The following is a 20,453-nucleotide window of genomic DNA, read 5'->3' as shown; positions in this document are numbered from 1 at the left end:
TTGTAAGAAAGTTCTCGGCGTCGGAAGAAGCAATATCGGCTAGGGAGCTCCCGAAGCTCTTGTTAATGTCAAAGAAAGCTTGAACCTTCAGCGCCAATATAGCATCAATCTTTTTTTGTTACAAAGGCTGCTGTTTTGGTGGAGTTCTAAGAGCATTACTTACGATTACGCAATGAAGCTCGTTCGGAATGCTACTCCTCTCTTCCATCATTCAGTAAAGCGATGCCGAATAGTTTAGTATGCGAATTGTATAGAAGTAATTACCGACCAGATTATTTGTACCAGTTGGAATTGTTTTGTAACATGTTGTATAATATTTCCATCGTATTCGGAGGGAGACTTTAAAGTTGAAGTCTAATCTGGAAGACGCTTATTCAGTCGTAACCGTGAGGGATTTTGGAAAGGCCTGGAGAAGGCGCACCGCAAGAATTCAACTGAAGAAATCAGTTGTAAGCGAAGTCGAGCTCCAGAGAATTACCCGCAAACTGTGGGAGACCTCCGGTCAGGACGTTGACGAAATGATAACGGTTTTTTATCTTCCTGGAATGGACACCAGCTCAGTGGCCTACGGTTTTGGTTCATGCATGAAGGATGGTATTGCCAGGGTAAGCTATCGATAAACTCACATTATGTCTTTCTTATAAACAATCTTCCCCGCCTTGTATTCTTCATACCTCGCAAAGATGAAGAGGAGATCAGAGAGCCTGTTAATGTACTTAAGCAGCGTGGTATCGATTGTTTCTACTCTAGAAAGAGCAACGATGCGTCTTTCAGCCCTTCTGGCGACTGTTCTGCAAATGTCTATCTTTGAAGAACCTATAGTGCTTCCAGGAATAACAAATCCGTCAAGTTTGACCACCGACTCGAACTCGTGCACAAGTTCAGTGATCGCAACGATATCGTTTTCGACTATCGGTTCGACGTATTGCATGTCTCTCGACGCAAGTTGACCGGCTAGTTTAAAGAGAAATCGCTGGATAGACACGATGTGGCGACCGATTTCCTCCGACACGAAATGCTTGGCTTCACCAAGAAAAGAGCTCAATTCATCCACTGTCCCGTATGCTTCAACACGTAAGCTGTCTTTGTTCACTCTCTCCCCGCTCCAAAGACTCGTTTCACCTTTATCTCCTGTGCCAGTAGTAATGCTCAAATCACACCCTCCCATCTGTCTAATGAGCCATAAATCCGGTTGATAAAGCTTACGGATTCTAAAGATTCAGCGCTCATGTTTCCATGAATAAGGATAATCATTATTTCCAGTAATTTGCTTCAAAAGTCTCTGGTATTCTCTCTTCACTTTTTTTGGAGCATTGGCTTTCAGTCTCCAGCTTGTTCCCGCGACTTTCAAATAACTCTCATCGATCTCTATCCAGCTGTCAAACCATTTTGGCTTTTTTACTTCCAAAATGCACCTCCGAAAGCGAGACATTGAGAACGTAAACAAATCTCTAATTCGAATTACGAGAACTACGTTTCGAGAATTCAAGTCTTCTAGACAACTCCAGACAAAAGCCCTAACAGCATAACCAACAACCTGACATCATACTAACATATCGTTTTCTTCTTCGAGTAGAAAATTGCATGCTCTATTTCATCTGTTTTCTACCCGAGATGTTCTTGCATTTATTGTCCTCCCGGCAACATATCCGGTTGAAAAGGCTGCTTGAAGGTTGTACCCTCCCGTCTCTCCATCAAAATCGAGAACTTCACCTGCAAAAAAGAGGTTGTTCACAATTCTAGATTCCATTGTCTTTGGATTGACCTCAGACAACGAAACTCCTCCTCTTGTTACCATAGCATTAGTGAAGTCTCCGACCCGTTCTATTTCGAAGTCAAGCTCGCATAATCCAGTAACCAACGCTTTCCTTTCATCCTTTCTGACTTCGGAGCATATTCTTTCACCAACTCCGGCAAGATCAATGATCTTCGACAGCAATCTTTCAGGTAGACCATACTCGTCCAAGACATTCTTCACGAGTTTCTTTCCTTCTTTTGAAAGGAGGGAGATGAGATTGGCCTCAAGTTTCTCGCGTAACTGACCGCTCAAGTTCAATCTGATTATGTCACCAGGCGAGGCTTCTCTTGAGAGATGTAAGATAACAGGTCCAGAAAACCCGTCATGAGTAAACAGCAGATCTTCAACCCGGGTCGTAACCTTCTTCAAATTTCTCCATAAAGATACTTCAACATTTCTGAGGGAGATTCCCGACAGATCACCGAAACCAAAATTCCTAATTGTGACTGAAGTCAACGCCGGCCGCTGCTCTGATAGACTGTGTCCAAGTTTCTTAGCAAGAGCAAATCCGTCACCAGTTGACCCAGTTTCCGGATAACTCTTTCCTCCCGTAGCAATAAGAAGATAATCTGCATTAATCGAATCTGATTCCGTCTTTACCAAGAACCCGCCAGAGGGGAATTGAATAACGTCCTTGGCTCTGCAGTTATAGACTATTTTTATTCCCTGCCTGTCACACTCCTTGAGCAGCACTTCAAGTACATCTCCCGCAGAATAGGTAACTGGGAAGACTTTCCCGTCTTCTCTTGTGTGAAGCCTGAGTCCACGACGCTCAAAGAAATCCATCAGCTTTTGAGAATCAAAAGCCATCAATGAAGGCTTAAGAAATCGTCCAGCACCAAAGTATCTTTTGAGCATAAGAGATGGCGATTCTGCATTTGTCAAGTTACACTGTCCGCCTCCAGAAATCAACAGTTTTTTTCCGGCGGAACTCGTCTTTTCAATGATCGTCACATTCCTTCCCGCTGTTGTGCAATTTATCGCTGCAAAGATGCCGGCTGGTCCGGCTCCAAGTATCACCACTTCTCTCATGATAATTCCTCCGCACACTTAGAAAACCTTGGAAAACATACAAACAAACACAACAGAGCATAGTTCTTTTTGGCTATGTTCTCTTGAAGAGAAAAGAGATTCTTGACATCATCGCTTTCATCTCACTCTTCGCACTAACCAAGAACAGGCATAAGAAAAGTCCGTTGCCTACAAGAAGCCAAATCCAAGTACTTACGTTGTTCCTCAGCAACAGAACAATCAAGTACATTGCAACTGACGACCCGAGAAGTCTCATTATCCGTTTCAAAGGCATGAATCTCAGGCCTTCCCTTGCAATCAGCAGAACATATATCAGCGTAGCATTCAAAACCACTAATGAAGTACTAGCCGCGATTCCAGCATGACCAAACGGTTCTAGCATAAGCCAGTCGAAGAGTGCGTTCAAGAAAATCGAGAAGACCGCCACTAATGTGATGGACTTCAGTTTCTTTCTTGCCGTGAAATAACTGGAGCATGTATGCGCTATAGGTGATAGAACTATTAGTGCGCCGTAACCGATAAGTGCCATGCTAACGAGATTAGTTGAACCGGCATCGAATTCCCCACGTTGATAAATCACTCTCACAAGAGGTTCGGCCATCATAATAATCCATGCTGCAAGCGGCAAGGAAATATTCAGAGAAGTTGTAACGGTCTTTCTCAGGCGCTCTTCAACTCTTTCTCTATCACCTGATACTATAAGTTCCGATAGCTCTGTATATGCCGTCATCTGAAAGGCAGAAATCGTAAAGGTAATCAGTCCGAGAAGTGTATGCGCGTACTGTAAAGAGGCAACCCTACCGGGTGGAAGAAGAGATACGAAGGCTTTGTCAACCATGTTGTTTATCACTCCAAGGCTTCCCGAAAAGATCAGGGGAAGACTGAGATAAAGCGTCTCGACAATTGACGTCCCCTTGCCGACCCTTAGGGTAAAAAGATCTCTCGATTGTATGAGATATAGCAGAACGGTGATCGCATTACCCAGCATCCAGGCCAGTATATACGATGCTTCAGAAAGAAAGGGAGAAGTCAACAGAATTACGGGAATTGCAATGACGTTAAAGAAGAGCTGTGACATACCGTATTGCACAAACCTTCTATTTGACTTAAGAACTGCCCCCAATATGCTTTCAAGTCCGCCTATAAGAGGATATATCGATAAGTATCTTAGCTTCCTTGAAGCATATGCTACTATCTCGCTCGAAAAACCAGGAGCAAAGAGCCGAATCACAAGATCGGGAATCAATAGAAAGACTATCCCCATTGATAAAAAAACCAGCGAACCGGAGATAAGGACCGCGCCTGCATATCTCTTTGATCTCTCAGTGTCTTCATTCCTTATAGAATGGTAGACGGGGACAAAGATTGCGGCAAGTGCACCCGCGATTATACCTGAAAGCGTGGTCGCCGGAGTCATGGCAACGAAAACGGCATCCAGATTTGCTGAAGTACCGAATAGTCCGGCAACCAGCATCTCCCTGAAGAAACCCATCCCCTTCGATATGATCGAAAAGGTAAGAATCGCTATAGTGCCCGCTGCAACAGATGTTGATCTAGGTAGTCTCTTCATCGCGCCTCCTGTTCTTCACAGTATAATTTACCACACCTTTGATCTCCCATTCGCTCTCTTAATGGTAAACTAAAGAATAAAGATGCTTAGCCGCATTTCGTTTACCGTATTGATTATTTCCATCATCCTGAGTATTTCGGGATGTACCGGTCTGATCCGGTTTGAAACAGAACACTCACACCTCGAGCTTATCCCAGGTGAGAATTGTTTTGAGCTAACAAGAGGTGTCAAGATTTCTTTCAGCAACGTCCAGAAAGAGGTCTCAATTCCCTATGAAATAGAGCGCATATCGGAGAGAACCTTGCTAGTTCTCTTTCGTGAAGGAACCGCAAGCGCTCCAGGACCGATCTTTCATCTCTCTCACGAAGCTCTCGGAATTGAAGCAGATCAGGTCTTGATAGTACAGCCAATCCTGAATCAAACCTCTTATGTACCGACCGAAGAGAGATACGAAGCGCAATTCATTAAGGATTCTCTTTCGACTGTAGTAAGGTTCACCAAACTACCTTATTGCCTTCTTATATCTAGGGCAGATGCACTCTACACGGCCCAACATCTTCCCGGCAAGTTCCTACTTGAAGGAGATCTCCTATACCATATAGGGCCTAACTGGATCCCATCTCACTCTGCCGTATATCTTGGAGTTGATTATGAAACGGCTATGACCGACGAGAAACTTGGCTTCAACAATGAGGTGACGTTCGGAGAATCTTATCCCTTTCTTAGTCATGGGTACAATTTGGTGGAGGAGGGGGTTTTTATCTTTCCAAATGATATTGAAAATCACTCTTATGTCAACCTTTTCAACTACGATACTTATGAGTCTCGTTGGCTAAGATACTGGGCAACAAGTTTTTCTGGAGCCAGAAGGTTCCCGGGAGAAATTTCACCGCAAGACCGAAGGAAGATTTCGAGGTTCATGTACGAGACTGCAGAGAAAGGAGCTCTGTGGTCGGTTGGTTTTGCCTGGTCGGGATTTTGGGATCTTCCCTTCACCGACAGAGATCTTTATTCGTGCGTCGGTGTAGTTGAAAAGGCATATGAAAGCGCCGGAAGAAACATCGTTCCCTTCTGGGAAGATATGTTTTATCTAAACTCCTTTGAGCAATTCTCGAGAACCATTCCCGTACCAGAAATCACCTCCATGGTTGGTGACAAGGTAGAATTCAGGATCAACTCTTTACTTGCAGAGTGGACATATGTAGGCTTTGACAAGTGGTCTTTCGGTGACCATGCGTGGATCTGGAAGTCAGAAAGTAATGTTGAGCTCCTATCTCCACAGGGATCGCTCGAAGTAAAAAACGACCACTGCATCTTTACGTGGACACCGCTCGAGACTGGAGATTATCCGATCATCTTCAGGTTTTTCGGTGAGTTTGAAGGAAAGGAGGTAGAGAAGTATCACACCCTGACAGTTCACGTTACTGGGAAGGATTCCTAGATAACGCAGTGCAAGCACCAGGGGCCACCATAGACTTCTTACATTGTGCTATTAGGTGCAGACAGTTGGCGTAGATGAGACTCGCAAAGAATCACCAGTCTTTCGCAGATTCGGCTTCGGGGCCTTCCCAACCAAATACAGAAAGGTCGATCGTATCGCTTTCGTCGAAATGAACACCCTCTCTCTCAAGGATAGCCTTCTGCAGTGTGTACCCGTTAGGATCCCTAATGCTTATTCTCCCTCTTGAGTTGATAACTCTCTGCCACGGGATTGTCTCGTCTGAAATACCCGCCATGGCGTAGCCGACCATTCTAGCAGAGCACTTGCCCACGAGGGAAGCAATTTGGCCATAAGTCGCCACTCTTCCAACAGGAATCATCCTGACCATTTTGTATATTTTCTTATAGGTCGACAGATCCTCTTCAACCATCTAACTCACCAGTATCATTCTACTCCATTAACTCCTAATCCACATCTTAACGCCATCTCCCATTAAGCGGTTTTACTTCGTGATATAATTCGATTTAAATGCCTGAGACCCGTAAGGAGGTAGTTTAGATGAAGGAATTGAGCACCAGGTACAATCCTTCTGATCTTGAAGAAAAGTGGTATTCCTGCTGGAAAGAAGGCGGTTTTTTCGAACCGAAGGGATCGGGTGAGCCGTTCACAATAATGATTCCTCCGCCAAACATCACTGCCCCTCTTCATATGGGGCATGCACTCAATCTGGTTATTCAAGACATAATAATTCGATTCAAGAGAATGAAAGGATACAGGGCGCTGTGGGTTCCCGGCGAAGATCATGCAGGCATTGCAACTCAAAATGCCGTCGAAAAGGATCTGGCGAAAAAAGGAACAAACCGCAAAGAACTCGGACGCGAGAGATTTCTTGAGACTACCTGGAATTGGGCAAAGGAATACAGACAGAGAATCCGCGAACAGATAGAAGCCATGGGCTGCTCAGTTGACTGGTCTAGAGAGAGGTTCACTATGGACGAAGGCCTGAGTGAAGCCGTAAGGAAGGCTTTTGTGATGCTATACAAGGAAGGGCTGATTTATCGGGGGAAGTATATTGTAAATTGGTGTCCGAGGTGTTCAACGGTCCTCTCCGATGAGGAAGTTGAACATGAAGACGAAAAAGGCGCCTTCTACCACATAAAATACCCAATAAAAGACAGCGATGAGTACGTAATTATAGCAACTACAAGACCTGAGACTATGCTCGCAGATACCGCTGTGGCCGTTTACCCTTCAGATGATAGGTACGAAGGCTTAGTCGGAAAAACAGTAATACTACCTCTAATGAACAGGGAGATTCCCATTATTCAGGATAGATATGTCGATCCGTCGTTTGGGACCGGTGCACTAAAAGTTACCCCAGCACACGATCCAAATGATTTTCAGATTGGATTGAGGCATGGACTTGAAGTAATCGAAGTCCTCGACAAAGATGCAAGAATCAATGAAAATGGCGGTAAGTACAAGGGTCTTGACAGATATGAAGCAAGAAAACAGATAGTTAAAGACCTTGAAGAGCAGGGATTCTTGATCAAGGTGGAACCCATGGTCCACGCCGTCGGCAGATGTTATAGATGCGAGACCGTAGTAGAACCCTGTCTTTCCGACCAGTGGTACGTAAAAGTTGGACCGCTTGCAGAGAAAGCCATAGAAGCCGTGGAAGAGGGTAGTGTAACCTTCTTTCCGGAAACCTGGAAAAAAGTGTACTTGAACTGGATGAACGAGATTCGTGACTGGTGCATTTCTCGTCAATTGTGGTGGGGCCACAGAGTTCCCGTCTGGTATTGTGATGATTGTAATGAAGTAATCGTTGAAGAGCAAGATCCGTCGGTCTGCCCAAAATGTGGTTCAAAGAATATCAGACAGGACGAAGACGTTCTCGATACCTGGTTCTCTTCTCAGCTCTGGCCATTCACTACCCTGGGTTGGCCGGAAAAAACTGAAGATTTGGAGAGCTTTTATCCCACAAGTGTTCTTGTAACCGCGTTTGACATAATATTTTTCTGGGTTGCCCGGATGATAATGGCCGGATATCACTTCATGGGAGAAAAACCCTTCAATCATGTCTACATAACACGCTTAATAAGAGACAAGAATGGCAGAAAAATGTCGAAGTCGCTGGGTAACGGTATAGATCCACTTGACGTTATCAGAGAGAACGGGACAGACGCAATGCGATTCACACTTGCGATTCTGGCCGCTCAAAATCACGATATTAAACTGGACGTTAGGTTTTTCGACATTTACAAGAAATTCGCAAACAAGATTTGGAACGCTGCAAGGTTTGCATTGCTTAATATGGAAGGTTTTGAAAAGGTTAATCTCGATGAGGAAGAGCTCGCCATTGAGGACCGCTGGATTCTGTCAAGACTGGCGAAGTCTGTAAAAGCGGTTGAAGAATCGATTGATGGCTATGATTTTCCCAGTGCTTCAAAAATGATCTACTCGTTTTTCTGGAATGAATTCTGTGACTGGTATATAGAGAGTACTAAGCCAAGATTGAACAGAGAAGGCAGGAGTAGAATCGTTGCTCAGAATGTTCTGGTCAGAACTCTTGACGCTTCTCTAAGAATGCTCCACCCCTTCATGCCTTACATTACCGAAGAGCTCTGGCAGAACCTTCCCGGTTCCGATGGATTGTTGATAACTGCTCGGTGGCCAGAGTTTGATGAATCGAGCTTTGACAATCCTTCCGAAGTGGAGTACTCGAGAATCATGGACATGGTTAGGGGAGTAAGAAACATCAAGGCAGAGATGAACATACCCCCCTCTTCGAAAACCGATGTCTACTACATCGGTGAAGTCCTGAACCAGGAAGTCGTTGAACTTGTTTCACATCTTTCCAATTCAAACGAAATAGATAGAAGGGCAGAAAAGACCTCCGGAAGCGTCTCGGCCTGGGGAGATGCAGAGAACACGTTGTATGTAGTCCTGGGAGAGATCGATACCGATGCTGAGATCGAGAGGTTAACGGGAAAGCTAGAGAAGGAAAGGGTCGATCTTGCCCGAACTTTGTCGAAGCTCGAAAACGGTGACTTCATTCGCAATGCACCCGAAGAGGTGATTACTGAAAATAGAGAAAGGCTCGCGACAAGCAAGGATAACATTCGCAGAATTGAGAAAATCATAGAAGATCTCAAATGAAAACATACTCGGAAGCAATTCAGTATCTTTACAACTCAAGACCCTATGGAAAGATCAAGTTTGGCCTGTTCAGGATCAGAGAACTGCTTGAACGGCTTGGCAATCCCCAGAAGTCGTATCCGATCATTCATATTACAGGTACAAATGGCAAGGGAAGTGTTGCGGCAATCACGAGATCAATAATGTCTTCTCATGGACTGAAGACGGGGCTGAACATTTCTCCGCACATTACAACTTTCAGGGAGAGGATTCAAGTCGATGGCGAGTACATATCGGAAGGTGATGTCTGTAGAATCCTGAAGAACATAGAACCGGCTCTAGAAAAGATGGACAGAAAAGGTGAAGAATACGCGCCGAGTTTTTTCGAAGTGGTAACGGCAATTGCATTTCAGTACTTCAAGGAAGAGAGTTGCGATGTAGTCGTTCTCGAAGTCGGCCTTGGTGGAAGATTTGATGCTAGCAACGTAATTGATTCTTCTCTCGTATCTGTTGTTACAAGCGTAGGTTTGGATCATACGGGAATTCTTGGGGATACTGAAGAAAAAATTGCTATCGAGAAATCAGGCATTATCAAGCTCGAATGTCCAGTCGTTTCAGGTATAACAAGACCCGCAATAAGAAGAGTTGTTTCTGAAAAGGCAAGAAGCATGAATTCACCATACTTCTTCTACAAAAGGGATTTCGACGCGACTGGAAGAGAGTATGCGCTAAATCGCAATATATTTGACTACACTGGAAGTAATAACTTTGAAAACCTACAAATCAATCTAAATGGTGAACATCAGACTGTAAACGCAGCTTTGGCAATCAAGACGTCAGAGATTGCAATGGGAGAGATTCGAAGCGGTTTGGGTGAAGAGAAACTGCGGATGGCGCTGAAATCTGTCTCATGGCCGGGAAGATTTGAAGTCTTTTCTCAAGATTCCAAGTCAGTTATACTTGACGGCGCGCATAACCCCGATGCAGCCAGAGTTCTCAGGAGGACTGTCGAGAAGTACTTTCCAGGTGAAAGGCTTACGCTTCTCTTCGGAAGTCTAGACGACAAAGACTACGAAACCAATATCAAAGTGCTTTCAGAAATTGCCGACAGTGTTGTTGTGTGCAGGGTTCCAAACCACCGAAGTATACATCCCGAGAAGGTCGCCGATGTCTGGCGCAAGTATTGTTCATCTGTTCAATTCGTGGAAGAACATGAGATTGCCATGAACAAGGCGCTTGAAATCTCCGATTCGCTTCTTGTTTGCGGGTCTCTATATCTAGTAAGCGAGATAAGAAATCTCTTAACTGGAGTGAGTGAGCATGCTGGAAGGTATTGAGGGTCGCGTAAGAGAAATAAGAGAGACCGAAATTGTCATACAGGTCGGAGGTCTGTTTTTTAAAGTTAACTGCACTCCGAACACAATCAGCAAGCTTCCGGTCGAAAAGGACGTTTATCTTCTTACGTTCATGGCCTACTCACAGGATAGGCCGCCTGAACTTTACGGCTTCTACGATCAAGAAGAGAAAGAGTTGTTCAATATACTGTTGAGGGCAAGCAAGATAGGACCTAAGTCCGCCATGAAGATTCTCTCTTCGGCCTCTCCTTCAAGGATTAAGCATATTATTTCCACCAAGAATGCGGCAGAGCTGTCTTCCCTTCCCGGCATTGGAAAGAAAACTGCGGAAAGAATGATCGTTGAGCTCGCCTCGTTGGTAGACACTTCTGGAATTACAGACGAAGAAACCATTCCGGGTGTTGAGAGGTCGCACGGTGAAGAAGCTGTTGCGGCACTTACATCCCTTGGTTTCGACGAAAACCAGTCGAGGAAAGTAGTTATAGAGATTCTGAAGGCTGAAAGGGAAATCGATACTCACGATCTTATAAAGAAAGCACTGAAGGAGATCCGTAAGTAGTCGAGCATTTACATTCTTCTTGAAAACACAAATTTGCCCCTTGCCAATCAAACTGAAAGACTGCAACAGCAAAAGAGAAAAGAATGATCGAAGATATCCCTCCGGAGATTTGCTTATATTTTTCTTGTTGTCCACACAATCCAAAACCATTTCTACCGGATGATTCGCCAGCAGTTTTTTGAACGGGGGACCTTTTGTTGACAGGCAAGAAGTCATCACGTCATTGAAGCAATGGGTTTTGATGGTGTAAAATTGTTTGCCGGTAAGATTGAAAGGAGTTGATCTTTTGCTCTTCGAAATGGATTCCTCGTACAGTCCGCAAGGCGATCAGCCGCAAGCAATCGAAAAGCTTATTGACGGACTCAAGAGTGGGGATAGGTTTCAGACTCTTCTAGGTGTTACTGGTTCTGGGAAGACTTTTACAATGGCGAACGTTATAAGCACTCTCCAGAGACCTGCAATAGTCATTTCACCCAATAAGACCCTCGTGGCTCAGTTGTACAGAGAATTCAAGACCTTCTTTCCCAAGAACAAAGTCGAGCTTTTCATAAGTTATTACGATTATTATATGCCTGAGTCTTATATACCTTCAAAGGACCTATTCATAGAAAAAGAGGCAGAGATCAATGAAACACTGGAGAGAATGAGAATTTCGGCTTTGAAGTCCGTTTTGACCAGAAACGATACGGTTGTACTTGCGAGCGTCTCCGCGATATATGCCAGCGGCGATCCCAAGGATTTTGCAACAATGAATATTTTTCTCGAACGCGGGAAGAGTATCAATCGCAAGGAGCTTGCGCTCAAGCTGGCTAACATTCAGTATAATCGTTCCGAAGATGTATCGGCAGGTGGAGTTTTTCATGTGAAGGGAGAGATTTTTGAAATCTTCCCCCCATACGAAGACTTTGGGATTAGGCTGTACTTCTTTGATGACGAAATAGAACGGATTGTGTCCTTCGATCCTATCAACAGAAAGACGATTGAAGAGCTAGACATGGTAACGGTTTACCCTGCTAAAGAATTCGTCACAACTCAGGATAAGATTCTTGGTGCTATGCGGAACATTGAGAATGAGCTTGAAGAAAGGGTGAAGCAGCTAGAACGGGAAGGAAAGTACCTGGAGGCGCAAAGACTTAGACAGCGAACTACTTACGACATGGAAATGCTTTCCAGTGTCGGTTACTGCTCAGGAATAGAGAATTACTCTAGATTCTTCGATGGAAGAATGCCTGGAGAGAAACCATATACATTGCTTGATTACTTTGACAGAGAGAAGTTTATTACGTTTATCGATGAGTCTCACATTGGGGTTCCACAACTGGGAGCGATGTACAGAGGAGATTATTCCAGGAAGAAAAACCTTGTGGATTACGGATTCAGACTGCCTGCGGCATTTGACAATCGCCCGCTGAAATTCGAAGAATTTCTAAGCACGGTCGGCCAGATTGTCTTCGTCTCTGCAACCCCGGGAAATTTCGAAGCTGAGCATTCGACTAGAATTATAGATCAGGTTATAAGGCCTACCGGTCTTGTAGATCCCGAGGTTATTGTTCATCCAACCGAAAGCCAGGTAGATGACTTCATTGAAAGGATGCGAGAAGTAAAGAAGAGAAATGAAAGAGCATTGGTAACTGTTCTTACAAAGAAGGCTGCAGAAATGCTTTCCGACTACTTGAATGAAGTGGGGATCAGATCGGAGTATCTACACTCTGAACTCGACGCAATCGAGAGAGTGGAAGTACTGAGAAAACTCAGGGATGGAACCGTGGAAGTTGTCGTTGGCGTAAACCTCCTCAGAGAAGGTCTTGACCTACCAGAAGTTTCACTTGTAGCAATAATGGATGCCGACAAGGAGGGTTTCCTTCGTTCTGAGACAACACTGATCCAGACAATCGGTAGAGCCGCGAGGAATGTCAACGGTCAGGTTATCCTTTATGCCGACACCATGACCGGTTCAATGAAAAGAGCAATTGATGAGACAAACAGGAGAAGGCTGAAACAACTGATATATAACAAAGAACACAATATAACACCCGAGAGCATCGTTAAACCTCTGTATAGAAACATCTTCGAGGAGTTTGCTGGCGAGAATCTTGACAAAGAGAGGGAAGATAAGGCAAGAGCCACTTATCTTGAAGGAGTGATGGCGTTGAAGGAGTCTCTAGACTATGAAGACTACATCGCCTTACTCAACGAAGAGATGATAAGAGCTGCCGGAGAGTTGAGGTTTGAAGACGCTGCAATCCTGCGAGATGAAATGTACAGCCTCAAGAAGAGCAAACAGAATATCTAATCTTTCTGCCTTTAGCTGTGCGCATCTCTCTTTCTTCGTTCTGCTCTTAACTCAGGTACAAGCATCCCGATTGCCACAGTTCAATGGTGACAACCCACAAGTCGCAGCTGAACAGGTAATCATTTAATAATTGTCGCATCTCCTGCAAATGTAGCGGTGCGTTCTTGATAATCTCATATCGCACAAAGGAAGTGGTGCAGATTCATCTTGACGATTCGGGGAATTTCGGGCGTCTCATTTGACTCATGTTTCTGAATCAGGAATCTCTTTCACACAGGCAACGCCTGGAAAATCAGCCAACATTTAGTTGTCACTCTACTGAGTCGCTTCCAATTTACTCCCTTCAAAACCGTATGAATTCAACTGTAAGCTTGCGGGCTGCTGTTATAAAGCGGTTATTCATCTGCAAAGCTCTTTCATCTAGCAAATCTTGAAGGACAAACTTCAACGTACTTCTCCCAGATCGAGAAATGAATTCAGTGTCATAATTCCTTTGAAGCTAAAGACTTTGGAAGGGTATCGCTTAAACCTAGACTAAAAAAACGACTTAAGGAGTTTTGGAAGGCTTCAGATGAAAATCAATCTACTTCAGTTCCATTGTAAGCTGTCATGACCTTTCGAATATCACCGGAGATAAGCTCCTTTGCAGCGGAGACAGCTAAGCCGATTACCTTGCTGACTTTCTGGTATTCATCATCGCTAAATTTACCGAGAACATAATCTACCATATCTCCGTTCTCTGGAAGGGGTCCCACACCAATTCTGATTCGGGGGAAGCTCTGAGTTCCTATCTCCGAAATCACTGATTTCAGACCATTGTGCCCGCCATCTGAACCGCTTTCTCTTATCCTCATCCTACCAAGAGGTATCCATACATCATCATACACTAGAACCAGCGTATCTTTCTTTTCGAAATTGAGGTCTTTCATGAGAAGTCTTACAGCCACTCCGCTCAAATTCATGAAAGTAAGTGGCTTTGCAATATAGACTTTCTCTTCTCCCTCAAGAAGATGTGCTTCATACAGTCTCTTTTGCACTGTCTTCCTTAGGCCAAGCTTAGCCATCTGATCTATGAAGAGAAAGCCCACGTTATGTCTTGTTAGCGCATAACGTGGGCCAGGATTTCCCAGTCCAACGAAGAGAAACACTCTTACTCCTCTTCTTCCTCTTCCTTCTTACCCTTGTTTATTACCTCGGGCTCAACACCCTCTTCAATCTCTTCGACTTCTTCCTCTTCGACTTCCTTTGCCGCTCTCGGAAGGGCTATGAGCATGATCGCGTCTTCATCGTCAAGCAAAGGTTTTATTCCCTCGGGAATCTCAAGATCTCCAACTCGCAGAACATGGCCAACATCAAAGGAACTTACATCAACAATGATCTCTTCCACAATATCCTTTGGGAGAACCGAAACGGGTAGTTCATTGATGATATGATCAACTATTCCACCTTTTTCAACGCCTATCGGGGTACCCTTCAATCTTATCGGAATTCGGAGTTCCATCTTGTGACCGCTGGAAGGAACGTAGAAGTCTAGATGAATGACCGAGTCAGTTACTTTATCTCTCTGAACACCCTTGAGAAAGGTATGATATTCCTTTCCATCGATAGAAATAACCACCGAGGTAGTCTCGGCAATCCTGTTCATGATTCTCAAGATCTCTACCTTATCCAGACTAACAGGAACTGTCTCCAGTTCAGGACCATAAACTACCGCGGGAATCTTCCCTTGGTTCAGCAGGCTCCTTGCTTTCATTTCACCGTTGCGAAGTTCAGCAACGAGATTTATTTCGTGCATTTGTTTCCCTCCTCTATCTGAACAAAATACTCACCGAAAGATTTTTTCTTACACGAGTCAATGCCTCCGCCAGAAGCGGCGCGATGGATAACATCATTATGTTGTCGGGAAGGTCATCATGGTAAATCGTGTCTGTTATGAAGACCTTCTCAATCGTTGACTCGGCAATGATCTTCTTAGCATCACCGGAAAAAACTCCATGAGTCGCACACGCAAATATCTTATCGGCGCCGTTGGATTTTAGCATCTTCGCCGCTTCGACTAGTGAACGACCGGTGTCAATTATATCATCAAAGATTATTGCTGTCTTTCCCTCAACATCGCCGATTATGTGAACCATTTCCGCAACGTTGTCTTTGGGTCTCCTCTTGTCCAAAATTGCCAGCGGTACACCTAGCTTTGCAGCAAATTTGCTTGCGCGTTTTACTCCACCAATGTCCGGTGAAATCACCGCCATCTCATTTCGATCAAAGTCACTCTGACTGAAGAACTTCAGGAATGCAGGGAAAGACCAGAGGTTGTCTACGGGTATATCGAAGAACCCCTGTATCTGTTCTGCATGCAAATCGATAGTTATTAAACGGCTTGCTCCTGAAGTCGTGAGAAGATTTGCCACAAGTTTAGCAGTTATAGGATCCCGACCTCTAGCCTTTCTATCTTGTCTCGCATATCCATAGTAGGGGATTACGGCCGAAATAGAATGAGCGGAAGCTCTCCTGAAGGCATCTATCATTATTAGGAGCTCCATCAGATTCTCGTTCGCAGGACTGCATGTGGATTGAATTATGTATACATCATGGCCCCTTACAGTCTCATCAATTTTCAGATTGATCTCTCCGTCCGCAAATCTCTTTGTCCTGCAGTCTCCGAGTCTGATTCCCAAGTAATTTGAGATTTTCTCTGCAAGCGGTAGACTCGCAGAGCCAGCGAATACTTTCATCTCGTTAGTCTGATACGGCATCAGCTGTTCTCCTCCTGCCCTCTATTTTTTGAATACTTCCCCTCTTTGACGACTTGCCTCGCTCTACCGAATGCGAGTGAGTCGGGCGGAACATCCTCGGTTATCGCTGAACCGGCAGCAGTCACAGAGTTTTTTCCAATTCTTACCGGGGCGACAAGCGAAGTATTGCTGCCAATGAATGCCCCATCTCCGATCTCTGTCCTGTGTTTCCTCTTCCCATCATAATTACACGTTATCGTTCCGGCACCGATATTTACACCCTCACCCACATCAGTATCACCAAGATATGTCAGATGCTGTGCTTTTGATCCCCTGCCAAGAATCGTCTTCTTCAGCTCCACAAAGTTGCCGACATGTGCTTCATTCATTACTACAGCCCCGGGTCTTAACCTGGAAAAAGGCCCGACTCTTGCGCCAGAATGAACCTCTGCATTCGATACTTCAGAACGCAATATCTCAACATCGTCTCCGATAACTGAGCTATCAATTCTTGTTAACGGCCCAATAGAACAGCAGTTTCCGATTCGCGTCTTTCCTGAAAGAAAAACCATGGGTTCAATAACAGTGTCAGCACCGATCTCAACTTCTGGACCGATGTAACAGGTGTCAGGATCGACTATCGTGACCCCGTTTCTCATATGTTCTACATTGATTCTTTTCTGAGCAATCTTATTTATCTCGGCCAGCTGAATTCTGTCATTAACACCAAGAACTTCCTGAGCATTTTCAACAACTATAGTATCCGCTTTATCGGCAAGCGAAATCGTATCCGTGAGATAGTACTCATTCTGATCGTTATTGTTGGACAAACTCTTGATTGCTGAACTCAGAAAACTCCCCTTAAAAGCATATATAGCGGAATTTACTTCATCAATCATTCTTGTTTCCGAATCGGCATCCCTGTGTTCCACTATTTTTATCTTTTTGCCGTCTTTAACGACTCTTCCATATCCCGTCGGATCGGCAGGCTTCATAGTAAGGAAGACAACATCAAAATCCCCTTCAATCCTCCTTGAAACAAGCTTTTTCAATGTCGATGGTAAGACAAGCGGCTCATCTCCAGCAATGACAACGATGTCTTCATCGTCGAGATAATCGAGCGCCGTCATTACGGCGTGCCCCGTGCCGAGTTGAGGGGTCTGCCTAACAGAAATGATATCCTTGTCAAGAACGGCTTCAACCATAGCAGCCTCGAAACCGGTGACCACAACGATTCTGTCTGAACCGGCCTGTCTGAGCGCTGAAATGACCCAGTTTACCATTGGCCGATCAAGAATCTTGTGAACCACTTTCGGGAATCTTGATTTCATTCTCTTTCCCTGGCCAGCGGCCAGCACAATTCCAGTCATTTAGTACAACCTCCCCGACAGGTTTTTTCATTTCGTTCACGGGATTATTATATAGCACTCGAGCTGAAAAAGGCAGAGTACAGACACAAACACAGCACTGATCCTTTTGCAGTTATTCAAATAGTGAAGAGACTTCCTTAAGTTGTTCAATTATAGGAATGTTCTGAGGGCAAAGCTCTTCACACCGTCCACACTCGACACAAAGTGAAGCTCTGTTCTCTTTCTTGACAGATCTCAAGTAAGCTTTTTTATGATCCTCTATGCTGTCAAACATGTACGCGTCATTGAAGAAATCAAAACAAGTTGGGATCGCTACTCCACTGGGACAAGGCATGCAGTAGCTGCAACCCGTACAGCTCACTTTTATCCTCTTTTTGTACTCCTCCCTGACTCTATCAACAATAGCCAGTTCAGAAGAGCTCATTGAATTAGGACTTGCTTCTCTTGCTGTCTCAATGTTTTCCCTTACCTGGTCCATAGTCGACATCCCGCTCAGAACAACACCTACATCCGGGTCGTTCCAGACCCATCTCAACGCCCAGGCGGCCGGCGTCCGATCGATTCCCGAGGACGTCCAAATCGAAAGAATGTCATCTCTTACATTCGTGGCAAGCTTTCCACCCCGAAGAGGTTCCATAACAGCTACTCCGATTCCCTTATCGGCAGCATATTTCAAACCTTCTAGACCGGCCTGGTGCTCCGTATCTACGAAATTGTACTGAATCTGGCAGAACTCCCAGCCGTAAGAATCGATGATTTCCTTAAAGACATCAAGAGTATCATGAAAGGAAAACCCTATGTGTCTGATCCTTCCACTGGCAAGAGCAGAATCCATGAACTCGAATATGTCGTGTTCCTTGAGATTCTTCCAGTATCTTCTGTTCAACGCGTGGATTAGATAGAAATCAATTACATCTGTTCTCAATCTCCTGAGTTGCTCATTCAAATAGTAGTCCATATCTTCTCTACACTTGATAAGCCAGCTGGGCAACTTTGTAGCAAGATTTACCTTATCTCTGTAACCATCTTGAAGAGCACTGCCTACAAAGGGTTCACTTTGTCCGTTGTGATATCCCCACGCAGTATCGACATAGTCAACACCGTTATCTATAGCAAATCTCAACATTCTTGTGGCTTCATCCACGTCTATTGATTGATCGTCACGCGTTGGAAGTCTCATACAACCAAAACCCAAGGCAGATACCTTTTCTCCAGTCTTTCCCATTTCTCTCCGAATCATAACAATACCTCCGAAAGCAAGATGAAGATAATGGTAAGTACATTCTATTCTACAATATCTGCATGGGGTTTTCGATTTAGTCGATTTTTAGCTAATCAAGAGGATCATAAATTCTCTTCTCTCCTTCAAGCGCCTTTATAGAAGAGATCTCCTGAGTCACTTCCAGTGTTCCCGCATATTTTCCTGATCTGTCCCTCAGAGCGAAATATCTTATGTGAACAATCTTTGGTCCAAGATTAAGCCAGAATTCTGCAATATCACGCACCCCATTCTTGAAATCTTCAAGGATCCTGGTCACAACGTGAGCGCTTTTCTGCGGATGACAGTTCTGAACCTTTCTACCGATTATTGCTCTAGTTCTAGCGAAGATTCTCTCCTTCCTTTCACTGAAATACCGGACAGTGTCGTTTTCATCAACGAAAGTAATATCAAAAGGAAGGGTGTTCAACATCAAGAGTAACTGATCTACCTTCAGAAAACCACTTCCAAGATTTACTAACCCTTCAACACCATTGTTTTTTGATACTTCTTCAGAGGAAACGAAGGGCATCGGCTCAAATGAAAAGTACCCTATTTCATCGAACTCCACTCGAATAGATTCCCACTCATTATTTGAAAGCAGCTTAAGCGCCGAAGGAAAGAGAATCTTGTGTTCCTTGTAGATGTGATTTGTGAAGAGTTCGCTAATTGTTATTGCGAGCTCGTTTACCTTATTTGGGTCTCCATTCTTTAGGTTCTCATATTCGATTTTCATCTTCTTTCGTAGGTTTCTAACTTCGTCATGTTCCTTCCACATGATCGCAGGAGGTTGAACCAGACCGTGCCTTTCAAGATAGGGAAAAAGCACATTCTCCTCTTTGGAAAAATATGCCTCTAAACTATCGAGATATTGTATTGAAGATTGAAGCCTTCTTATGTCTTCGCCATCGTAATTTCCAGAAATAATCTTCCCGGTCAAATCTCTCAATTCCTTCGTCCTGTTAAGAATATCGCGGTGTTCTTCAATCAATATGTGAAGAGGATGCCAGGAGCCAACATCAAGACTGTCTTCGTCCAGAGCCTCCTTGAATACATCAAGATGGATGTTGCACATGAGCTGGATGCTCTCGGGAGGCATACCTTCCTCCACAAGTTTCTGCTCGACCTGTGCTATTTCTACAGGTGTCAGCTCTCTCACTACTCTCACGAAATCTTCTCTAATGTTCTCAAGCTTATCGGGCGCTTCATGAAGCCTTCTGATCAATCCTTTAAGAAACTCTTCTTTGTTGAAAAGCTCACTCATCATTTCACCTCCTCATTGTCTTCATAAAGAGCCTATCCCGAATCTTTATTTACAGCAGTAACAAATGTTACTAGGGAAAAGTTGCGATTCGCCGACCTTCACGGATAAGATATATATCCAATTCTTGAGAATATGCATCAAGAAATATTTAAATAATTACATATTACTATTGAATTTGTGACTTGACAAAATCAATTTTTCTGGTTATAGTATGAATATATAGATCATATTTAAAAAGATAGATATAATTATCCCTGAAAACAAAGAATATTTTTACTATGGTAGTAAATATAGAAACTTCAGCAAAGAGATCTACTCATGACTTTTTAAAGCGTCGCTCGGCTTGTGATTAAGAGTTCGCCTTGGGGGCTCTCAGTAATTCCTGTCGCCACAAGATTAAACAGGAAGAGAGACTTCCAGAGTGAAGAACTGTACTAGAAGGATTCGACAAGAACCTTTGAAAGGCAAAAGCAAAAAAACTATGCACCGAGTTGCATAAAGTCACCCCGGAGGCTTCCAACGGAAGCGCTTTCCTGCAACTGGCCCCGTGAGGGGCCTTTTCAGTTTACTGAGGAATAATCACTGATACAGAACATGAAAATAAAGGTGCACACCGGAAGCTCTCAATTCTAAACGA

Annotated in this window: 17 protein-coding genes; 6 read left to right on the top strand and 11 right to left on the bottom strand. The window is 44.2% G+C overall.

Going from position 1 to position 20,453, the window contains the following annotated elements:
- The first annotated feature begins 347 nt into the window (after positions 1-347).
- Positions 348-620: a hypothetical protein gene (locus THEBA_RS05050; protein ID WP_014730713.1), complete on the top strand. Its 273-nt coding sequence runs from the start codon at positions 348-350 to the stop codon at positions 618-620.
- 2 nt (positions 621-622) lie between these two features.
- On the opposite strand, the gene THEBA_RS05045 is transcribed toward THEBA_RS05050, so the two are convergent.
- The 4 genes from THEBA_RS05045 to murJ form a co-directional block, all read right to left on the bottom strand.
- Positions 623-1,153 carry a cob(I)yrinic acid a,c-diamide adenosyltransferase gene (locus THEBA_RS05045; RefSeq protein WP_014730712.1) on the bottom strand — a complete coding sequence of 177 codons (531 nt, stop codon included), beginning with the start codon at positions 1,151-1,153 and terminating at the stop codon, positions 623-625.
- A 66-nt stretch (positions 1,154-1,219) separates the two neighbouring features.
- Positions 1,220-1,408 (bottom strand): hypothetical protein, encoded by a 189-nt coding sequence (locus THEBA_RS05040; RefSeq protein ID WP_014730711.1) that lies wholly within the window; start codon positions 1,406-1,408, stop codon positions 1,220-1,222.
- Positions 1,409-1,594: 186 nt separating this feature from the next.
- Entirely contained in the window at positions 1,595-2,830 is a 1,236-nt protein-coding gene (locus THEBA_RS05035) for a BaiN/RdsA family NAD(P)/FAD-dependent oxidoreductase (RefSeq protein WP_014730710.1), read from the bottom strand.
- Positions 2,831-2,903: 73 nt separating this feature from the next.
- Positions 2,904-4,400, bottom strand: a complete 1,497-nt coding sequence (murJ, locus tag THEBA_RS05030) for a murein biosynthesis integral membrane protein MurJ (RefSeq protein WP_014730709.1) — start codon at positions 4,398-4,400, stop codon at positions 2,904-2,906.
- A 301-nt stretch (positions 4,401-4,701) separates the two neighbouring features.
- On the opposite strand from murJ, the gene THEBA_RS05025 reads away from it, so the two are divergent.
- The gene (locus THEBA_RS05025; RefSeq protein WP_236609211.1) at positions 4,702-5,841 is read left to right on the top strand and encodes a hypothetical protein; all 1,140 of its coding nucleotides are present in this window, start codon (positions 4,702-4,704) and stop codon (positions 5,839-5,841) included.
- A 91-nt stretch (positions 5,842-5,932) separates the two neighbouring features.
- Here the strand turns inward: THEBA_RS05025 and THEBA_RS05020 are convergent, their stop codons facing one another.
- The gene (locus THEBA_RS05020; protein ID WP_014730707.1) at positions 5,933-6,271 is read right to left on the bottom strand and encodes an MGMT family protein; all 339 of its coding nucleotides are present in this window, start codon (positions 6,269-6,271) and stop codon (positions 5,933-5,935) included.
- Between the two features lie 128 nt (positions 6,272-6,399).
- Between THEBA_RS05020 and THEBA_RS05015 the strand changes: the two genes are divergently transcribed.
- The 4 genes from THEBA_RS05015 (at position 6,400) to uvrB (ending at position 13,189) form a co-directional block, all read left to right on the top strand.
- Positions 6,400-9,003, top strand: a complete 2,604-nt coding sequence (locus THEBA_RS05015; RefSeq protein WP_014730706.1) for a valine--tRNA ligase — start codon at positions 6,400-6,402, stop codon at positions 9,001-9,003.
- Positions 9,000-10,319, top strand: coding sequence for a bifunctional folylpolyglutamate synthase/dihydrofolate synthase (locus tag THEBA_RS05010; protein WP_014730705.1), 1,320 nt, complete (start codon positions 9,000-9,002; stop codon positions 10,317-10,319). The genes THEBA_RS05015 and THEBA_RS05010 overlap by 4 nt, the downstream gene beginning before the upstream one ends.
- On the top strand, positions 10,303-10,896 hold the full coding sequence (ruvA, locus tag THEBA_RS05005) for a Holliday junction branch migration protein RuvA (RefSeq protein WP_014730704.1): 594 nt from the start codon (positions 10,303-10,305) through the stop codon (positions 10,894-10,896). The genes THEBA_RS05010 and ruvA overlap by 17 nt, the downstream gene beginning before the upstream one ends.
- Before the next feature lie 298 nt (positions 10,897-11,194).
- Positions 11,195-13,189 carry an excinuclease ABC subunit UvrB gene (uvrB, locus tag THEBA_RS05000; RefSeq protein ID WP_041928422.1) on the top strand — a complete coding sequence of 665 codons (1,995 nt, stop codon included), beginning with the start codon at positions 11,195-11,197 and terminating at the stop codon, positions 13,187-13,189.
- Between the two features lie 578 nt (positions 13,190-13,767).
- On the opposite strand, the gene pth is transcribed toward uvrB, so the two are convergent.
- From pth to THEBA_RS04970, 6 genes are all read right to left on the bottom strand, one after another.
- Positions 13,768-14,337: an aminoacyl-tRNA hydrolase gene (gene pth, locus THEBA_RS04995; protein WP_014730702.1), complete on the bottom strand. Its 570-nt coding sequence runs from the start codon at positions 14,335-14,337 to the stop codon at positions 13,768-13,770.
- Positions 14,338-14,339: 2 nt separating this feature from the next.
- Positions 14,340-14,984, bottom strand: a complete 645-nt coding sequence (locus THEBA_RS04990; protein ID WP_014730701.1) for a 50S ribosomal protein L25 — start codon at positions 14,982-14,984, stop codon at positions 14,340-14,342.
- Between the two features lie 13 nt (positions 14,985-14,997).
- Positions 14,998-15,945 (bottom strand): ribose-phosphate diphosphokinase, encoded by a 948-nt coding sequence (locus tag THEBA_RS04985; protein WP_014730700.1) that lies wholly within the window; start codon positions 15,943-15,945, stop codon positions 14,998-15,000.
- Positions 15,945-17,294: a bifunctional UDP-N-acetylglucosamine diphosphorylase/glucosamine-1-phosphate N-acetyltransferase GlmU gene (gene glmU / locus THEBA_RS04980; protein WP_006492711.1), complete on the bottom strand. Its 1,350-nt coding sequence runs from the start codon at positions 17,292-17,294 to the stop codon at positions 15,945-15,947. Before glmU ends, THEBA_RS04985 begins: the two co-directional genes overlap by 1 nt.
- Before the next feature lie 112 nt (positions 17,295-17,406).
- Positions 17,407-18,534, bottom strand: a complete 1,128-nt coding sequence (locus THEBA_RS04975; RefSeq protein ID WP_014730699.1) for an aldo/keto reductase — start codon at positions 18,532-18,534, stop codon at positions 17,407-17,409.
- A gap of 91 nt (positions 18,535-18,625) precedes the next feature.
- Positions 18,626-19,816 carry a DUF438 domain-containing protein gene (locus tag THEBA_RS04970; protein WP_014730698.1) on the bottom strand — a complete coding sequence of 397 codons (1,191 nt, stop codon included), beginning with the start codon at positions 19,814-19,816 and terminating at the stop codon, positions 18,626-18,628.
- Positions 19,817-20,453: the final 637 nt, after the last annotated feature.

The sequence above is a fragment of the Mesotoga prima MesG1.Ag.4.2 genome, assembly GCF_000147715.2.
Lineage (GTDB): Bacteria > Thermotogota > Thermotogae > Petrotogales > Kosmotogaceae > Mesotoga > Mesotoga prima.
This window is presented reverse-complemented; position numbering and strand designations above follow the sequence as displayed.

Coding starts and splice junctions, on each gene's coding strand:
- THEBA_RS05035 (WP_014730710.1), bottom strand. CDS start 2,830: ATGAGAGAAGTGGTGATACTTGGAGCCGGACCAGCCGGCATCTTTGCA.
- murJ (WP_014730709.1), bottom strand. CDS start 4,400: ATGAAGAGACTACCTAGATCAACATCTGTTGCAGCGGGCACTATAGCG.
- THEBA_RS05020 (WP_014730707.1), bottom strand. CDS start 6,271: ATGGTTGAAGAGGATCTGTCGACCTATAAGAAAATATACAAAATGGTC.
- THEBA_RS05015 (WP_014730706.1), top strand. CDS start 6,400: ATGAAGGAATTGAGCACCAGGTACAATCCTTCTGATCTTGAAGAAAAG.
- THEBA_RS05010 (WP_014730705.1), top strand. CDS start 9,000: ATGAAAACATACTCGGAAGCAATTCAGTATCTTTACAACTCAAGACCC.
- ruvA (WP_014730704.1), top strand. CDS start 10,303: ATGCTGGAAGGTATTGAGGGTCGCGTAAGAGAAATAAGAGAGACCGAA.
- uvrB (WP_041928422.1), top strand. CDS start 11,195: ATGGATTCCTCGTACAGTCCGCAAGGCGATCAGCCGCAAGCAATCGAA.
- THEBA_RS04990 (WP_014730701.1), bottom strand. CDS start 14,984: ATGCACGAAATAAATCTCGTTGCTGAACTTCGCAACGGTGAAATGAAA.
- THEBA_RS04985 (WP_014730700.1), bottom strand. CDS start 15,945: ATGCCGTATCAGACTAACGAGATGAAAGTATTCGCTGGCTCTGCGAGT.
- glmU (WP_006492711.1), bottom strand. CDS start 17,294: ATGACTGGAATTGTGCTGGCCGCTGGCCAGGGAAAGAGAATGAAATCA.
- THEBA_RS04975 (WP_014730699.1), bottom strand. CDS start 18,534: ATGATTCGGAGAGAAATGGGAAAGACTGGAGAAAAGGTATCTGCCTTG.
- THEBA_RS04970 (WP_014730698.1), bottom strand. CDS start 19,816: ATGAGTGAGCTTTTCAACAAAGAAGAGTTTCTTAAAGGATTGATCAGA.